We start from the raw sequence: 12,921 nt of genomic DNA, 5'->3' as shown, positions 1-12,921 counted from the left end.
CCGGTCGCGGGGAAGCGCGCGGTCCGGTCGCGGTACTTGACCCGCCGCACCGCCGAGCCCAGGATCCAGCCATGGAACGAGGACTCCTCACCCGCACCGTCGACGGCGTGCTGCGCGCGAGCGCCGGGCGCGTCCCCGGCCGGACCGCCCTGCGGTACGCGGACCGCGCCTGGACCTACGCCGCGCTGGACGCCGCCGTCTCCACCGCCGCGGCCGTGCTGCGCCGCGAGCCCGGACTCGTGCCGGGCGCCCGGGTCGCCACCTACGGCCACAACTCCGACGCGTACCTGATCGCCTTCCTGGCCTGCGCCCGCGCCGGACTCGTGCACGTCCCGGTCAACCACCACCTCACCGGCGACGACCTCTCCTACCTCCTGGACCAGTCGGGGAGTTCCCTCGTCCTCGCCGATCCCGGGCTCGCCGACCGGATCCCCGCGGGCGTGCGGGTCCGGGCCCTGCGGGACGCGCCGGGCTCGCTCCTCGACGCGCTCGCCGACTCGGAGCCGTACACCTCCGACAGCGATCCCCGCGACCTGGCGCAGCTGCTCTACACCTCGGGCACCACCGCCCTGCCCAAGGGCGCGATGATGACCCACCGGGCGCTGGTCCACGAGTACGACAGCGCCGTCGCCGCCCTCGACCTGGCCGAGGACGACCGGCCGGTGCACGCCCTGCCGCTCTACCACTCCGCCCAGACCCACGTCTTCCTGCTGCCCTACCTGGCCGTCGGCGCGGAGAGCACGCTCCTCGAAGCGCCCGACCCGGACACGCTGTTCGACCTGGTCGAGGCGGGCCGCGCGGACAGCCTCTTCGCCCCGCCGACCGTCTGGATCGCGCTCGCCAACCACCCGGGCTTCGCCGACCGCGACCTCTCCGCCCTGCGCAAGGCGTACTACGGGGCGTCGATCATGCCCGTGCCCGTCCTCGAACGGCTCCGCGCGCGCCTGCCCGGCCTCGCCTTCTACAACTGCTTCGGCCAGTCCGAGATCGGCCCGCTCGCCACCGTCCTCGGCCCCGACGAGCACGAGGGCCGCATGGACTCCTGCGGCCGGCCCGTCCGGCACGTCGAGGCGCGGGTCGTCGACGAGGCCGGCGCGGACGTCCCCGACGGCACCCCCGGCGAGGTCGTCTACCGCTCCCCGCAGCTCTGCGAGGGCTACTGGGCGAAGCCGGAGGAGACCGCCGCCGCCTTCCGCGACGGCTGGTTCCGCTCCGGCGACCTCGCCGTCCGCGACGCCGACGGCTACCTGACGATCGTGGACCGGGTGAAGGACGTCATCAACTCCGGCGGCGTGCTCGTCGCCTCCCGCCAGGTCGAGGACGCCCTCTACACCCATCCGGCGGTCGCCGAGACGGCCGTCATCGGCCTCCCCGACGACCGCTGGATCGAGGCGGTCACCGCCGTCGTCGTCCCGCGCGGCGAGGTCACCGAGGCCGAACTCCTCGCCCATGCCCGGGAGAACCTCTCCTCCTTCAAGGCGCCCAAGCGGATCGTCTTCGCCGACGCCCTGCCCCGCAACGCCAGCGGGAAGATCCTCAAGCGGGAGCTGCGCGACCGGTACGCGGGCACCTGACCGGCCGGCTCAGCGCCGCCGCAGCACCTCCGCGGCCCGCGAGAACCCGTCCGCGCCGTGGCCGAGCGCCACGGTGCGGCGGGCCAGCCCCTCGACCGCGCGCATCACGCCCGAGTCGATGGCGTGCTCCTCGGCGGCGTGCACGACGTGCGCCATCGTCGACACCGCCGAGGTCACCGGGTTGATCGCGCCGGAGTAGGTGCCGTCCTGCACGTCCCCGGCGAACTCCTCGAAGAGCGGCGGCAGGATCCGCGCGATGCCCGCCGCGAACGGCGCCAGCTCGCGCGGCGTGACGCCCTCCGCGTCCGCGAGGGCCAGCGCGTGCACGTACCCGGCCATCGAGGTCCAGAAGACGTCGAGGAGCGCGATGTCGAAGGCCGCGGCGCGCGCGACCTCCTCGCCCAGGTGGGTGTGGGTGCCGCCGAGCCCGTCGAGCACCGGCCGGTGCTCCTCGTAGAGGCCGGCCGGGCCGCTGAACAGGAACACGCCGGCCGGCGAGCCGATCGTGCCGGCCGGCGTCATGACGGCGCCGTCCAGGTAGCGGATGCCGCGCTCCCCGGCCCACGCCCCCGTGTCCCGGGCACGGCCGGGCGTGTCGGCGGAGAGGTTGACGAGGGTACGGCCCTTGAGCGCGGCCTCCACCGCGTCCTGCCGCAGCACCGCGTCCGTGGCGTCGTAGTTGACCATGCAGATCACGGTCAGCGGACTCGCCGCGACCGCCTCGGCGGCGCTCGCCGCCGTGACGGCGCCCCGCCCGGTGAGGTCGCCCTCCCGGCCGGGCGTGCGGTTCCACACCGTGGTGCGGATCCCGGCCGCGAGGAACGCGCCGGCCAGGGCACGGCCCATCGGACCGAGGCCGAGCACGGTGACGGCGGGCTGCCGGGAGGCGGTCTCAGCGCTGGTCTGAGAGGTGGTCTCCGGGGTGGTCTCCGGGGTGGCGGACATGCGTGAACTCCTACGGTGCGAAAGCGGATTAGGGTGGGTGCGGCGACGCGGCGGACCGGCCGCGCACGGACGGGGAGGGGACGGCGATGGCGCGCGTCCGGCTCGACGGGGGCGAGGTCTGCGGCGTGGCCGCCGCGGTCTCGGTGATCGAGGGAAAGTGGCGGACCACACTGCTGTGGCTGCTCGAAGCGGGGCCGCACCGGCCCGGCGAACTGCGCCGGAAGGTGCGCGGGATCAGCGAGAAAGTACTGACCCAGACCCTGCGCGAGATGGAGGAGGACGGACTCGTGCACCGCGAGGCGCACGACGGCGTACCGCTCAGGACGGTCTACTCGCTGACCGCGCACGGCCTCGCGCTCTCCCGGGCGCTGGCCCCGCTCTCCGACTGGGGACACGCGCACCTCGACCGCCTCGACGACCTCGACCGGCCGGCCGCCTCTTGACTCCCTCCCTCCGGTCCGGTGCGGCGCCGTCCCCGTCGACACCCTCACCCTCTCCCGGCCCGCCGACGGCGACAAGTACCCACTAAAAGGTGGGTACGCCTCCCGGCCGCCCCGTCCCGCTCCTCCCGCCGGCCCACGATCCGCCGGATCTTGCCCACCGACCGCTCCAGCGCCTCCGGGGCCACCACCTCCACCGAGGCCGTCCCCCTTCCGTCCCGAGCCCAAGCGTTCCAGCGGCACCCGCCGCCCGGAGGCCAACCTGCGGAACGCCCGCGTTTGCCGTCATGTTCTTCCTCGTCTGTACCGTGTGATCCATGACGAAGTCAGTGCTGGTGATGGGCGGTTCCCACTTCCTCGGGCGCGCGGTCGCGGTCGAGGCCCTGCGGCGAGGGTGGTCTGTCACCGTCTTCAACCGGGGCAAGACCGGGAAGAATCCGGAGGGCGCCCACGCCATCCAGGGTGATCGAACCGACCAGGGAGACCTGGAGCATCTGGCCGGAGCAGGACCGTGGGACTCGATCATCGACACGTCCGGCATGTCGGCGGACGTGGTGGACCTGGCGACGCGCACCCTGAGCGAGGCTGCGACCCGGTACGTGTACGTATCCACGGTCTCCGTCTACGCGGGCTGGCCGCTGCTCCCGCTCACGGAAGACCTGCCGACGCTTGCGGAAGCAGAGCCCGTGCCAGGTGTCCCGGCGGATGTGAACGTCGCCTACGGAGTGGACAAGGCCGATGCCGAGAAGGCCGCTCGGACGAACCTCGGGAACGCGCTGACCATCCTGCGTCCCGGCGTGATCCTCGGGCCGGAGGAGTATGTGGGCCGGCTGCCGTGGTGGCTGCGGCGCATCGAGCGCGGTGGGCGTATCCTCGCCCCCGGCGTGCCGGACCAGCCCATTGCCCCGGTGGACGCCCGTGACGTGGCCGCGTTCGCGTGCGATCGGGCGGAGGCCGGCCGGACGGCCGAAGTCTTCAACGTGACGGCCCCGGCGAACCACGCCTCGATGGAGAGTTTCTTGCGGGCCTGCATCGAGGCCACCGGCTCGACTGCCACCCTGGAGTGGCTGGAGGGCGGCTTCCTGCTCGCCCATGGCGCCAAGCAGTGGACCGAGCTGCCGCTCTGGAGGACGTACCCCGGCACCTGGACGGTATCCGGCGCTCGCGCGCAAGAAGCCGGCCTCGTGTGCCGCCCGCTGTCGGAGACGGTGGCCGACACGTGGGCGTGGCTGGCTTCGGGGGAGGCGGCCGTGGACAACGAGAGGGCGGCCCACCACGGCATCGCCGCGGACAAGGAGGCCGCCCTGCTCGCCGCCTGGGACGCGCGCTAACCGCCGATCGCGGTGGACGGGGCTCCGGGGAGCATGGATCGCGCGGAGTCCCGTCCGAAACCTTCGATGTGACGGGCCAGTTCAGCCGCTTCCCGGCGCCCCCGCAGCTCGGGTGCTGCGAGCTGTGAACGCACGCCTCGGAGGCGGGAGAGGAGCCCGTCCACCCTCTTCTCCGGCGGAAGGTCGAAGACCGGCCCCAGCGCTGTCACGGCGGATTCGAAGTCCCTGCTCAGGAGTTGGGCGAGGGCCAGGTCCGCCGACGCCTCCATCTCGACCTTCGGCGAACGCTGCGGACCGGACCTGCCGCGAGCCAGGGCGAGCGCCCGGGTCGAGGCCTCCACCGCCTTGGCGCCGTCCTGCACGAGGAGCCAGGAGCTTCCAGCCGACATCGCGGCCCTCTCAGGGGAGAATCCGAACTCTCCGCCGATCTCGTCGTGGTGGTCGTCGCGGATGCTCATGTCCACCTGGTCGGCCGCGGCCAGTTCGGCGCGGACCCCGCCGGAGTCGCCCAGGTGCCCGTACGTACGCGCGGCGATGCTGTGGAGCCTGAGCTTGGCCGTGCCGGACGTGGCGAGGTCCCGGACCGCCTCCACGTGGCCCAGTGCTTCGGTCGGCCTTCCGTCCCAGTAGGCCAGCAGCGCCAGGTTCCCGCCGCACCATGCGATCAGAGGGGTGTGGTCGATGGGGCGGGCGTAGGCGATGGCCGCCCGGGTCAAGGCTTCCGCCGCCTCGCGGGATCCGAGGTCGAAGGCGGCCGACGCCAGCAGGGCGCAGGACTGTCCGGCGAGGAGAAGGAGGTCCGTGGTCTGGTCAGGGCGATGCGTGAGCGGCATTCGCTGTTCGATCGTTTCTCGGACCCGACGGGCCTTCACGAAGATCTCCGAGGCCGGCTTCTGATGGTAGGCGCGGGCCAGGGTCGACACCTGGCTGCGGAGGAGGTCGATGGACTCGGGGGTCAGGGACGACGAAGCGGCGTCACCGGCGTGCATGCCAGCCGCGTGTGCGGTCATGAGCAGGTCTTCTTCCAGTATGTGCGGGTACTGCGCGGCGGAGAGGGGACGTTCTTCTTTCTGCCGTTGTTCGGATTGAGGTGCCAACAGGTGGGCCACCGGGTGGCCGAATATCTCTTCGAGCACTGCGCGGCCGTATGGCTGGGGAGCTGCCTGCCCTTGAAGCCATCGAGTCCATTGCCGACTGCTGATGGTCTCCTGGCAGAGTCGGTGGTCTCCGGCCTGCTCTCCTAACCTGCGTGCGGTCTGCTCGAACAGGGGGAGAAACAGGGCGTACGGCTCGATGCGTCTCTTTCGTGAGAGGAATCGGAGCAGTGTCTCGTGCGACTCTTCCGCCATGCGGCCCTCCCGCTAAGTGGTGACCTTCCTTCTGGATTATCACCAACACCTTTGCCTGCGGGCTTGGTTGGTGAAGCGATCCGTCAGAAGTCTCTTGAAAGTCACCGAGGTGGCTTTCTTCTCCGCGCGGGACTTGCCGGATGGCGGCACGATGTCGTGGAGAAGTCTCCGCACCCTCTCCGATGCTTTGTCACGTCGAAACGACGGCGGCGAACGGAGGGAGATGCCGGTGGTGAACACCGCAGTGGGCGACCGGAGAGCGGAGCATGTCTTCGTGAACGAGGGGTTGTTCATCAGCACCGACCTCCAGCGCGTGAGCGCCATGAAGATTGGAACCTCGACTCGGGCCGAGATCGATGCCGCGGTCAGGAGCACGATCCGGCACTTGTCGCACCTGCTGACGCTTCAGTGGGACGGCAAGGACGAGACGAGTGCGCTGCTTGACCGGGCCGCGCAGCAGCTCGAACTCTCCAGAAGGCCGCACGCGGGGTCGCAGACCTTCTATGCCTTCAACTGGCTCAAGGTGTCGGCGACCCTGGGATGTCGACTCGCGGGCCTTCGCAAGACCGGCCCGGCGGTGCCCCCCGGTACCTGCCCGCTGACCGTGGAGCCGCAGTGGATCAAGGTGGGCGACTACATCGAGACGCAGGCCGGACTCTTCCGGGCGGTCTCCAACATGGCGACACCTCGCCTCGGCACCAAGCTCCTCCACTTCCACGCCGGTCGACCGATCACGGTGAGCCACCCCACGACGGTGCACCGCCCCGTCGAGCGCATGATCATCTCCGATTCCTACGGCCCGCCGCCGTACGCGCCGACTCGATGATCAACAAGATCGCGATGCTCCTGGCGACCGTCGCGACGGGCGAGGGGGCAGAGCTCTCTACCTCCGCAACGCCCTGTAGACCGGCCTCGCCGGTGATCACCACTGTTCTGAACAGGATGACCATGGGGATAGCCGTTGCCCGCCCCCTCTGCGTCCTCGCCGTCGTCTCGCTGGCGCTCGTCGGCTGCACCGCCGGACCGCCGCCGTCACCGGTGGAGGCCGCCGAGAAGGAACTGCCCTGCCTGACGAGCAGCGCGTACAGCCCAACTGATCTCCTGCCCCCGCCGCAAGGGCCCCGGACAGGAAGGACAGCACGGGGACCGCGATTCGCTCTACGGCAGGGGCGGGGCACCACTCCCGCATCCGGGGGACTTCCCGGGGCTTGCCGGTACCCATCACGGCCGACAGCCCGACGGATGCGGGTTCCGGTTCCGTCTGACGGCGGAACCGCGCACCACCCCCGAGCCCGACCGGGCCGGGACCGACACAGAAGAGAGAGGGGGACCCCGTGTCCGGACTCACCGAGCCTACGACCGAGGACCCGACGACCAGCACCAGCGACACCGAGCCGGCCGAGGACGGCCAGGCCGGCGTGGACCAGGCCGCGCGCCTGCTGCTGGCCGCGTAACGCCGTAGCGCTCTCTGCACTCCCGTCCGGCTGTTCCTCCGTGGGGACGGTCGACAGCCGGACAGGTTTCGCACTACCACCCCTAGCACTGGCGGAAGGAAGCCCCACCATGACCATGCTTGTTGAGCACCCGGTGAAACCGCTTCCCGGCATCAAGTCGTTGGAACTGGAGATCACCGGCAAGTGTCAGCTCACGTGTACGCACTGCTTGGCCGAGTCCAGCCCACAGGCGTCCCACGGCGACATGACCGCCGAGGACTGGTGCGCGGTCATCAGGGACGCCGTCGAACTCGGCATCGGCACCATTCAGCTCATCGGCGGTGAGCCGACCGTTCACCCACAGTGGCGGAAGTTCACCGAACTCGGGCTCTCGCTCGGGCTGCACGTCGAGGTGTACAGCAACCTGTTCCACGTCGCCCCCGCGTGGTGGGAGCTGTTCGAGCGCGAGGGGGTCACCCTCGGAACCAGCTACTACAGCGACGACCCCACCGAGCACGACCGGATCACGGGCAGGCCTGGAAGCTACGTCCGCACCCGGGCGAACATCCGCGAGGCCATCACGCGGGGTATCACCCTCCGAGCCGGAATCGTGGACATCCTGCCGGGACAGCGCGTCACCGAAGCCCGCGCCGAGCTGGAGTCCATGGGCGTCGAGCACATCACCACCGACCGGGCGCGTGCCGTGGGCCGTGCGAGGCTGCCGGGACAGGCGCCGACGCTGACCGAGATGTGCGGCCGGTGCACCCGGGGACGCGCTGCGATCCTGCCGAACGGCGACCTCGCCGGCTGCGTGCTCTCCCGCGACTTCCCGGCGGGCAACGTCCGCGAAACCCGGCTCGGGAACCTGCTCGGAGGGAAGGAGTGGGCCGAACTGTCCGCCATGGTTCCGCCGCTGCGCGCGGACGCCTGCCCGCCGAACGACTCGGGCGACTGCGACCCCGCCAACACGGAAGCATGCGACCCCGCTTACTAGACCGGAAGGCGCAACCGATGGACTGGCAGACCAAAGCTGCTGCCCTCGCGTCCCGGGTGACCGACCCGGATTCGCGTTGGCTCGCCCCCGTCGCGCACACTCCCCGCCACGAACTGGTTCCGCGCTGGTGGGCGCGGGACCCCGCAGGACGCTGGGCACTGATGGACGGCCCCAGCGAGCCGGAAGACTGGCGCCAGTACGCCTACATGGACCGGTCGTTGGTCACCCGGGTTGGCACGCTGCACGCCGACCACGCGGAGCCCGACGACCACCCCGAGGGACAGCCCACGTCGTCCGCGACGCTCCCGAGCCTGGTCGTGCGGATGCTGCGGCACGCCCGGGTCGGCGAAGGGCTGCCGCTGCTCGACCTGGGCACCGGAGCCGGCGGGCTCACCGCGTACGCCTGCCACCGGCTCGGCGGCGCGCACGTGACGAGTCTGGACGTGGACCCGTACCTGGTCAGCGCCGCCGGGGACCGGCTCGCACGGCTCGGCCACCACCCGCGCATGGTCACCGCCGACGCGACCAAGCACGTGCCCGGAACGTACGAACGCATCGTGTCGACAGTCGCCCTCACCCCCGGCTCCGGCCTCCGCCCCGTCCTGGACGCGCTCAGGCCCGGGGGCCGGATCGCAACGACCCTTGCCCGGACGTCGTTGATCGTGACCGGGTGGAAGCACACGAGCGAGGACGTGGTGGGGGTCGTCGAGCGGGACACCGCCGGATTCATGCTCACCCGGTCCGGAGACGACTACCCGCCCGCCCTCGCCGAGCTGTTCGCCCACGCCATGGAGGCGAAGGGGGACGAACGCGGTACGGGCCGCTACCCGGTGGTGGATGTGGCGAACGCGTGGGAACTGCGGTCCATGCTGGAAGTCACGACACCAGGCGTAGAGGTGTCGTACGAGACCAGTGGCCGAATCCGCGTCGCGTACCTCGTCCACCCTGACGGATCATGGGCCCGAGCCGTGGCTGAGTGGACCGACCCACCGGACGTCCACCAGGGCGGACCGCAACGGCTGTGGACCGCACTGGAACGCATCCGGAACCGGCTCAACGCCGAAGGGGCGCTGCCGCTGCTCGGCGCTCAGGTCCGCATCACGCCCGATGGAGTCGTACACCTGTCCCGGGGACAGTGGCGCGCATCCATGGGTAACACGTAAGCCCCGGCATGGTGGAACACCTGTTAGTGCTCCGCCGTGCCGGACTTCCCAGCTCCCCGCCCTCACGGTCGGGGCGTGTAGTCCTCCGAGGGACGGAACCGTCGGTCACTGAGCGGTGACCGTCCCCGCGCGCGGACCCTTGAGAAGGGCTTTCCATGCGGCGCCGACCCCTGGACAGGTCGGCGGGGGGACCGCACAGGGCCCGCCCGTTTGACCGGACCGGGCGGACCCCGGACTCCGAGCCCGGTCGCTCTCGCCGAAAGAGCGGCGACCAGGGCTTGGGCAGGATCCGGCCGGCGCGATGCCGGGCCGTAACCCGTGCTCAGTAGCGGATGAGGGGGTGGAGTACGACGCGCATCGCACTCCACCCCCGCCCCCTGCTGCTCAACTTGATTGAGCGATGTCGGGTGGCGTGGGCCATCGGTAACCGTCGCCGGTGACCGTCGGCCCATGGTGTGCGTACTGTGACCGGCAGAGGGGCCGTCGTTCGACCGAACGGCGATGAGCAGGGCCGATAGGCCACGGGCCGGACCGGACGATCAAGGAGACCAGCAATGGATGACGAGGAATGCTGGCACCGCTACGGGCTTCGCCCCGTCGGTGCGGACCTCGACGAGATCCGTGCACTCCTCAGAGAACACACGGCGCGTGAGCGACGTGCCCAGGGCTCGGGCGACACCGAGGTGATGAGGCTCTGCTGCTTCTACCTGTTCAGCAGCGGCGACCTCGACGACGTGCTCCTGATCTGGAGCGCGAAGCAGGCCAGCTTCGACGCGGCGTGCTCGATCGACATCGAGTTCCTGCTCGGGCACGGGCTCGACGCGACGAAGGCCTACCTCTCGGCCAGCCGTGCGCCTTCGGCGACGGCGGCACTGGACCGACTGCGCGAGTTCGAGGCAAACGGCGTATTCGAGGACTTCTCAGTAGAAGAGCGCTCCGCCTCCTACGACCGGTACTACGGCGACTGACGAATCTGTAGCCGGATCCGCTCCCACACGGCCCTCTCCGCGTCGGTCGGCCCACCGCCCTACGCGCACTTCACAGCTACCGCGGCCGACGGGTCAGCGTCAGGCAAGCATCCCCAACATCACCCGATCAAGTTCAGCAGCAGGCGATGCGGTAGTTCGAACAGCTGTTGAAGGTGGTGCGGGAACGGGGCGGGAACGGGCCTGGTGGCGGCCGTTCGTGGTGTCTGCCGTCGGCGGACCGTGTCCTGATCGTGGCCGTCTGCTGCCGCACGAACCTCGCCATGCGGCAGCTCGCCCCGGTCTTCGAGACCGTCATGGCTGCTATCCGCATTCCGCGAAGCGGACCCGGATGACCGGGGCCCGTCCCGGTGCCGTCCTCGCGGACCGCGCGTAGTCATCCCGCGCGATGCGAAGCCGCCTCCGCCGACGCGGAATCCGCGCTGTCGTCACCCGGCCCTCCGACCGGATCGGCCACCGGCTGCGGCGAGGCGGTGCGGATGGTCGCCCGCTCGCCTTCGGCGCGGAGTCGTACAAGCGGCGCAACGCGGTCGAGCGATGCATCAACCGTTTCGAGCGGTGGCGCGGTCTGGCCATGCGGACCGACGAGTTCGCCATCGCCCACCGGGCCGCGCGCCACCTCGCCGCGATCCTCGTCCGGGCACGGCGACAGCCCGCTCAGCGATCGACCACCCACCGTGCGTCCGCAGGCCATGAGCCCGTGTCAACGATGTGCTCCACGAGCCTGAATGCCTCGCGGATGGGGACGGTGTCCTCGTCCGGATACTCGTCGTCCTGCCCGTTGGAGAGGACGAACCCGTCGCTCGACCCCGCGGTTCCGGGGGTCACGGCGTGCTCGCCGGGATCACCCTCGCCTTCGAGCAGTACCACCATCGCTCGCTCGGCATTCGTCACGAAGGCCAGCAACCGTCCGGACGAACTGGTCAGCCACGTCTCAAGCTGCCCCCTGTCGATCCTCGACCGAAGAGCCTCCACCGCCCCCGCCGACGACACAGGGACAGGGCTGTCGTCATTGATCACCCAAGACTCGATCACGAGCACGACGATCTCATGGACGGATCCAAGAGACAGCCCTGGGCAGCGTCCTTCTTCGGAAAGCGCGGGAGCGGGTTGTCCACGAGCGGGCAGCGCCATCAGGCGGATGAGAGCGGCGACGACGCCGACACCGGGTGCCGTCTCCGGGATGCCGGAGATGTGGGTCGTCCAGGTGGTGGTCATGTCGGACCACGGGGCCCGGTGGTAGTGCTCGCCCTGACGGTCGGCGACACAGGGGGCGGCCGGCACCACCGGCCGCCCCGGGAGTGGCCGTCCCGGTCTACTTCTCCCGCAGGTCCACGATCCGCCGGATCTTGCCCACCGACCGCTCCAGCGTCTCCGGGTCCACGACCTCCACCGAGGCCGCGACGCCGATGCCGTCCTTGACCGCCCGTGCGATCGACCGCGCCGCCGCCTCGCGCTGCTCGGGCGTGGCGTCCGCGCGGGCCTCCGCCCACACGGTGAGCACGTCCAGGCGGTCCTCCCGGGTGAGCCGGAGCTGGAAGTGGGGGGCGACGGCGGGGGTGCGCAGCACGATCTCCTCGATCTGGGTGGGGAAGAGGTTCACCCCGCGCACGATGATCATGTCGTCGCTGCGCCCGGTGACCTTCTCCATCCGCCGGAAGGCGGGCCGCGCGGTGCCCGGCAGCAGCCGGGTCAGGTCCCGGGTGCGGTAGCGGATCACCGGCATCGCCTCCTTGGTCAGGGAGGTGAAGACCAGCTCGCCCTCCGCGCCGTCGGGCAGCACCTCGCCGGTGAAGGGGTCCACGACCTCGGGGTAGAAGTGGTCCTCCCAGACGTGCAGTCCGTCCTTGGTCTCCACGCACTCCTGCGCCACGCCCGGCCCCATCACCTCCGACAGGCCGTAGATGTCCACCGCGTCGATCGCGAACCGCTCCTCGATCTCGGCCCGCATCGCCTCCGTCCACGGCTCCGCGCCGAACACCCCCACCTTCAGGGAGGTGGCGCGCGGGTCGATCCCCTGCCGCTCGAACTCGTCGAGCAGCGTCAGCATGTAACTGGGCGTCACCATGATGACCTCGGGCCGGAAGTCCTGGATCAGCCGCACCTGGCGGGCCGTCATCCCGCCGGAGGCGGGGATCACCGTGCAGCCCAGCCGCTCCGCCCCGTAGTGCGCGCCGAGGCCGCCGGTGAACAGGCCGTAGCCGTACGCCACATGGACCTTGTGGCCCGGCCGGACGCCGGCCGCCCGCAGCGAGCGGGCCACCACATCGGCCCACACCTCCAGGTCGCGTTCCGTGTAGCCGACGACGGTCGGCAGGCCGGTGGTGCCGGAGGAGGCGTGGATCCGGCGCACCTCCGCCTCCGGCACCGCGAACATGCCGAAGGGGTAGGTGGCCCGCAGGTCCGCCTTGGTGGTGAAGGGGAAGCGGGCCAGGTCGGCGAGGGAGCGGCAGTCGTCCGGGCGGACCCCGGCCGCGTCGAAGGCGCGGCGGTGGAAGTCCACGTTCTCGTACGCGTGCCGCAGCGTGTGCCGCAGCCGGTCCAGCTGGAGCGCCGCCAGTTCCTCGCGCCCGAGCCGCTCCCCGTCGTCCAGCAGGTCCGTCATGCGCCGCCGCTCCTTCGCGCCCGTGCCCGCGCCCGGCCGCGCCCCGCGCGGCGGGCGACCGATCATTCGGTCGATCCGTGTGGAGGACAGTCAAGCCGGAC

Annotated in this window: 11 protein-coding genes and 2 pseudogenes; 8 read left to right on the top strand and 5 right to left on the bottom strand. The window is 71.0% G+C overall.

Features of this window, described 5'->3' with window-relative positions:
• Positions 1 to 71: 71 nt before the first annotated feature.
• Positions 72 to 1,574: a fatty acyl-CoA synthetase gene (locus tag IE219_RS20455; protein ID WP_189979507.1), complete on the top strand. Its 1,503-nt coding sequence runs from the start codon at positions 72 to 74 to the stop codon at positions 1,572 to 1,574.
• A 9-nt stretch (positions 1,575 to 1,583) separates the two neighbouring features.
• Here IE219_RS20455 and IE219_RS20450 read toward each other — a convergent pair whose 3' ends face one another.
• Positions 1,584 to 2,519 (bottom strand): NAD(P)-dependent oxidoreductase, encoded by a 936-nt coding sequence (locus IE219_RS20450; RefSeq protein ID WP_189979505.1) that lies wholly within the window; start codon positions 2,517 to 2,519, stop codon positions 1,584 to 1,586.
• An 86-nt stretch (positions 2,520 to 2,605) separates the two neighbouring features.
• Between IE219_RS20450 and IE219_RS20445 the strand changes: the two genes are divergently transcribed.
• Positions 2,606 to 2,962 (top strand): winged helix-turn-helix transcriptional regulator, encoded by a 357-nt coding sequence (locus IE219_RS20445; protein ID WP_189979503.1) that lies wholly within the window; start codon positions 2,606 to 2,608, stop codon positions 2,960 to 2,962.
• A 44-nt stretch (positions 2,963 to 3,006) separates the two neighbouring features.
• Here the strand turns inward: IE219_RS20445 and IE219_RS32580 are convergent.
• Positions 3,007 to 3,189: pseudogene (locus IE219_RS32580) on the bottom strand (hypothetical protein); the annotation flags it as partial.
• A gap of 87 nt (positions 3,190 to 3,276) precedes the next feature.
• Here IE219_RS32580 and IE219_RS20440 point away from each other — a divergent pair.
• Complete coding sequence (locus tag IE219_RS20440) at positions 3,277 to 4,290, top strand: NAD-dependent epimerase/dehydratase family protein (RefSeq protein ID WP_229849889.1); 1,014 nt, start codon at positions 3,277 to 3,279, stop codon at positions 4,288 to 4,290.
• On the opposite strand, the gene IE219_RS20435 is transcribed toward IE219_RS20440, so the two are convergent.
• Positions 4,287 to 5,639, bottom strand: a complete 1,353-nt coding sequence (locus IE219_RS20435; RefSeq protein WP_189979501.1) for an NsdA family TPR-like regulatory protein — start codon at positions 5,637 to 5,639, stop codon at positions 4,287 to 4,289. The genes IE219_RS20440 and IE219_RS20435 overlap by 4 nt on opposite strands.
• A 19-nt stretch (positions 5,640 to 5,658) precedes the next feature.
• On the opposite strand from IE219_RS20435, the gene IE219_RS20430 reads away from it, so the two are divergent.
• From IE219_RS20430 to IE219_RS32575, 5 genes and pseudogenes are all read left to right on the top strand, one after another.
• Positions 5,659 to 6,465 (top strand): hypothetical protein, encoded by an 807-nt coding sequence (locus IE219_RS20430; RefSeq protein ID WP_189979499.1) that lies wholly within the window; start codon positions 5,659 to 5,661, stop codon positions 6,463 to 6,465.
• Positions 6,466 to 7,202: 737 nt separating this feature from the next.
• The gene (locus IE219_RS20425; protein WP_189979497.1) at positions 7,203 to 8,066 is read left to right on the top strand and encodes a radical SAM/SPASM domain-containing protein; all 864 of its coding nucleotides are present in this window, start codon (positions 7,203 to 7,205) and stop codon (positions 8,064 to 8,066) included.
• Between the two features lie 17 nt (positions 8,067 to 8,083).
• Positions 8,084 to 9,229, top strand: coding sequence for a methyltransferase domain-containing protein (locus IE219_RS20420; protein ID WP_189979495.1), 1,146 nt, complete (start codon positions 8,084 to 8,086; stop codon positions 9,227 to 9,229).
• A gap of 554 nt (positions 9,230 to 9,783) precedes the next feature.
• Positions 9,784 to 10,197 carry a hypothetical protein gene (locus IE219_RS20415; protein ID WP_189979494.1) on the top strand — a complete coding sequence of 138 codons (414 nt, stop codon included), beginning with the start codon at positions 9,784 to 9,786 and terminating at the stop codon, positions 10,195 to 10,197.
• 293 nt (positions 10,198 to 10,490) lie between these two features.
• Positions 10,491 to 10,912 (top strand): annotated as a pseudogene (locus IE219_RS32575) (IS5/IS1182 family transposase); the annotation flags it as partial.
• On the opposite strand, the gene IE219_RS20405 reads toward IE219_RS32575, so the two are convergent.
• Positions 10,873 to 11,433 carry a hypothetical protein gene (locus IE219_RS20405; protein WP_229849887.1) on the bottom strand — a complete coding sequence of 187 codons (561 nt, stop codon included), beginning with the start codon at positions 11,431 to 11,433 and terminating at the stop codon, positions 10,873 to 10,875. The pseudogene IE219_RS32575 and the gene IE219_RS20405 sit on opposite strands and share 40 nt — an antisense overlap.
• A 97-nt stretch (positions 11,434 to 11,530) precedes the next feature.
• A complete protein-coding gene (gene paaK, locus IE219_RS20400) occupies positions 11,531 to 12,820 on the bottom strand; it encodes a phenylacetate--CoA ligase PaaK (RefSeq protein ID WP_189979491.1) in 1,290 nt (429 codons plus the stop codon).
• Between the last annotated feature and the right edge of the window lie 101 nt (positions 12,821 to 12,921).

The sequence above is a fragment of the Streptomyces termitum genome, from assembly GCF_014650175.1.
Classification (GTDB): domain Bacteria; phylum Actinomycetota; class Actinomycetes; order Streptomycetales; family Streptomycetaceae; genus Streptomyces; species Streptomyces termitum.
This window is presented reverse-complemented; position numbering and strand designations above follow the sequence as displayed.

Excerpts from the sequence above, each read along its gene's own strand:
- IE219_RS20450 (WP_189979505.1), bottom strand. The coding sequence starts at position 2,519 with ATGTCCGCCACCCCGGAGACCACCCCGGAGACCACCTCTCAGACCAGC.
- IE219_RS20415 (WP_189979494.1), top strand. The coding sequence starts at position 9,784 with ATGGATGACGAGGAATGCTGGCACCGCTACGGGCTTCGCCCCGTCGGT.
- IE219_RS20455 (WP_189979507.1), top strand. The coding sequence starts at position 72 with ATGGAACGAGGACTCCTCACCCGCACCGTCGACGGCGTGCTGCGCGCG.
- IE219_RS20405 (WP_229849887.1), bottom strand. The coding sequence starts at position 11,433 with ATGACCACCACCTGGACGACCCACATCTCCGGCATCCCGGAGACGGCA.
- IE219_RS20425 (WP_189979497.1), top strand. The coding sequence starts at position 7,203 with ATGACCATGCTTGTTGAGCACCCGGTGAAACCGCTTCCCGGCATCAAG.
- IE219_RS20435 (WP_189979501.1), bottom strand. The coding sequence starts at position 5,639 with ATGGCGGAAGAGTCGCACGAGACACTGCTCCGATTCCTCTCACGAAAG.
- paaK (WP_189979491.1), bottom strand. The coding sequence starts at position 12,820 with ATGACGGACCTGCTGGACGACGGGGAGCGGCTCGGGCGCGAGGAACTG.
- IE219_RS20445 (WP_189979503.1), top strand. The coding sequence starts at position 2,606 with ATGGCGCGCGTCCGGCTCGACGGGGGCGAGGTCTGCGGCGTGGCCGCC.
- IE219_RS20420 (WP_189979495.1), top strand. The coding sequence starts at position 8,084 with ATGGACTGGCAGACCAAAGCTGCTGCCCTCGCGTCCCGGGTGACCGAC.
- IE219_RS20440 (WP_229849889.1), top strand. The coding sequence starts at position 3,277 with ATGACGAAGTCAGTGCTGGTGATGGGCGGTTCCCACTTCCTCGGGCGC.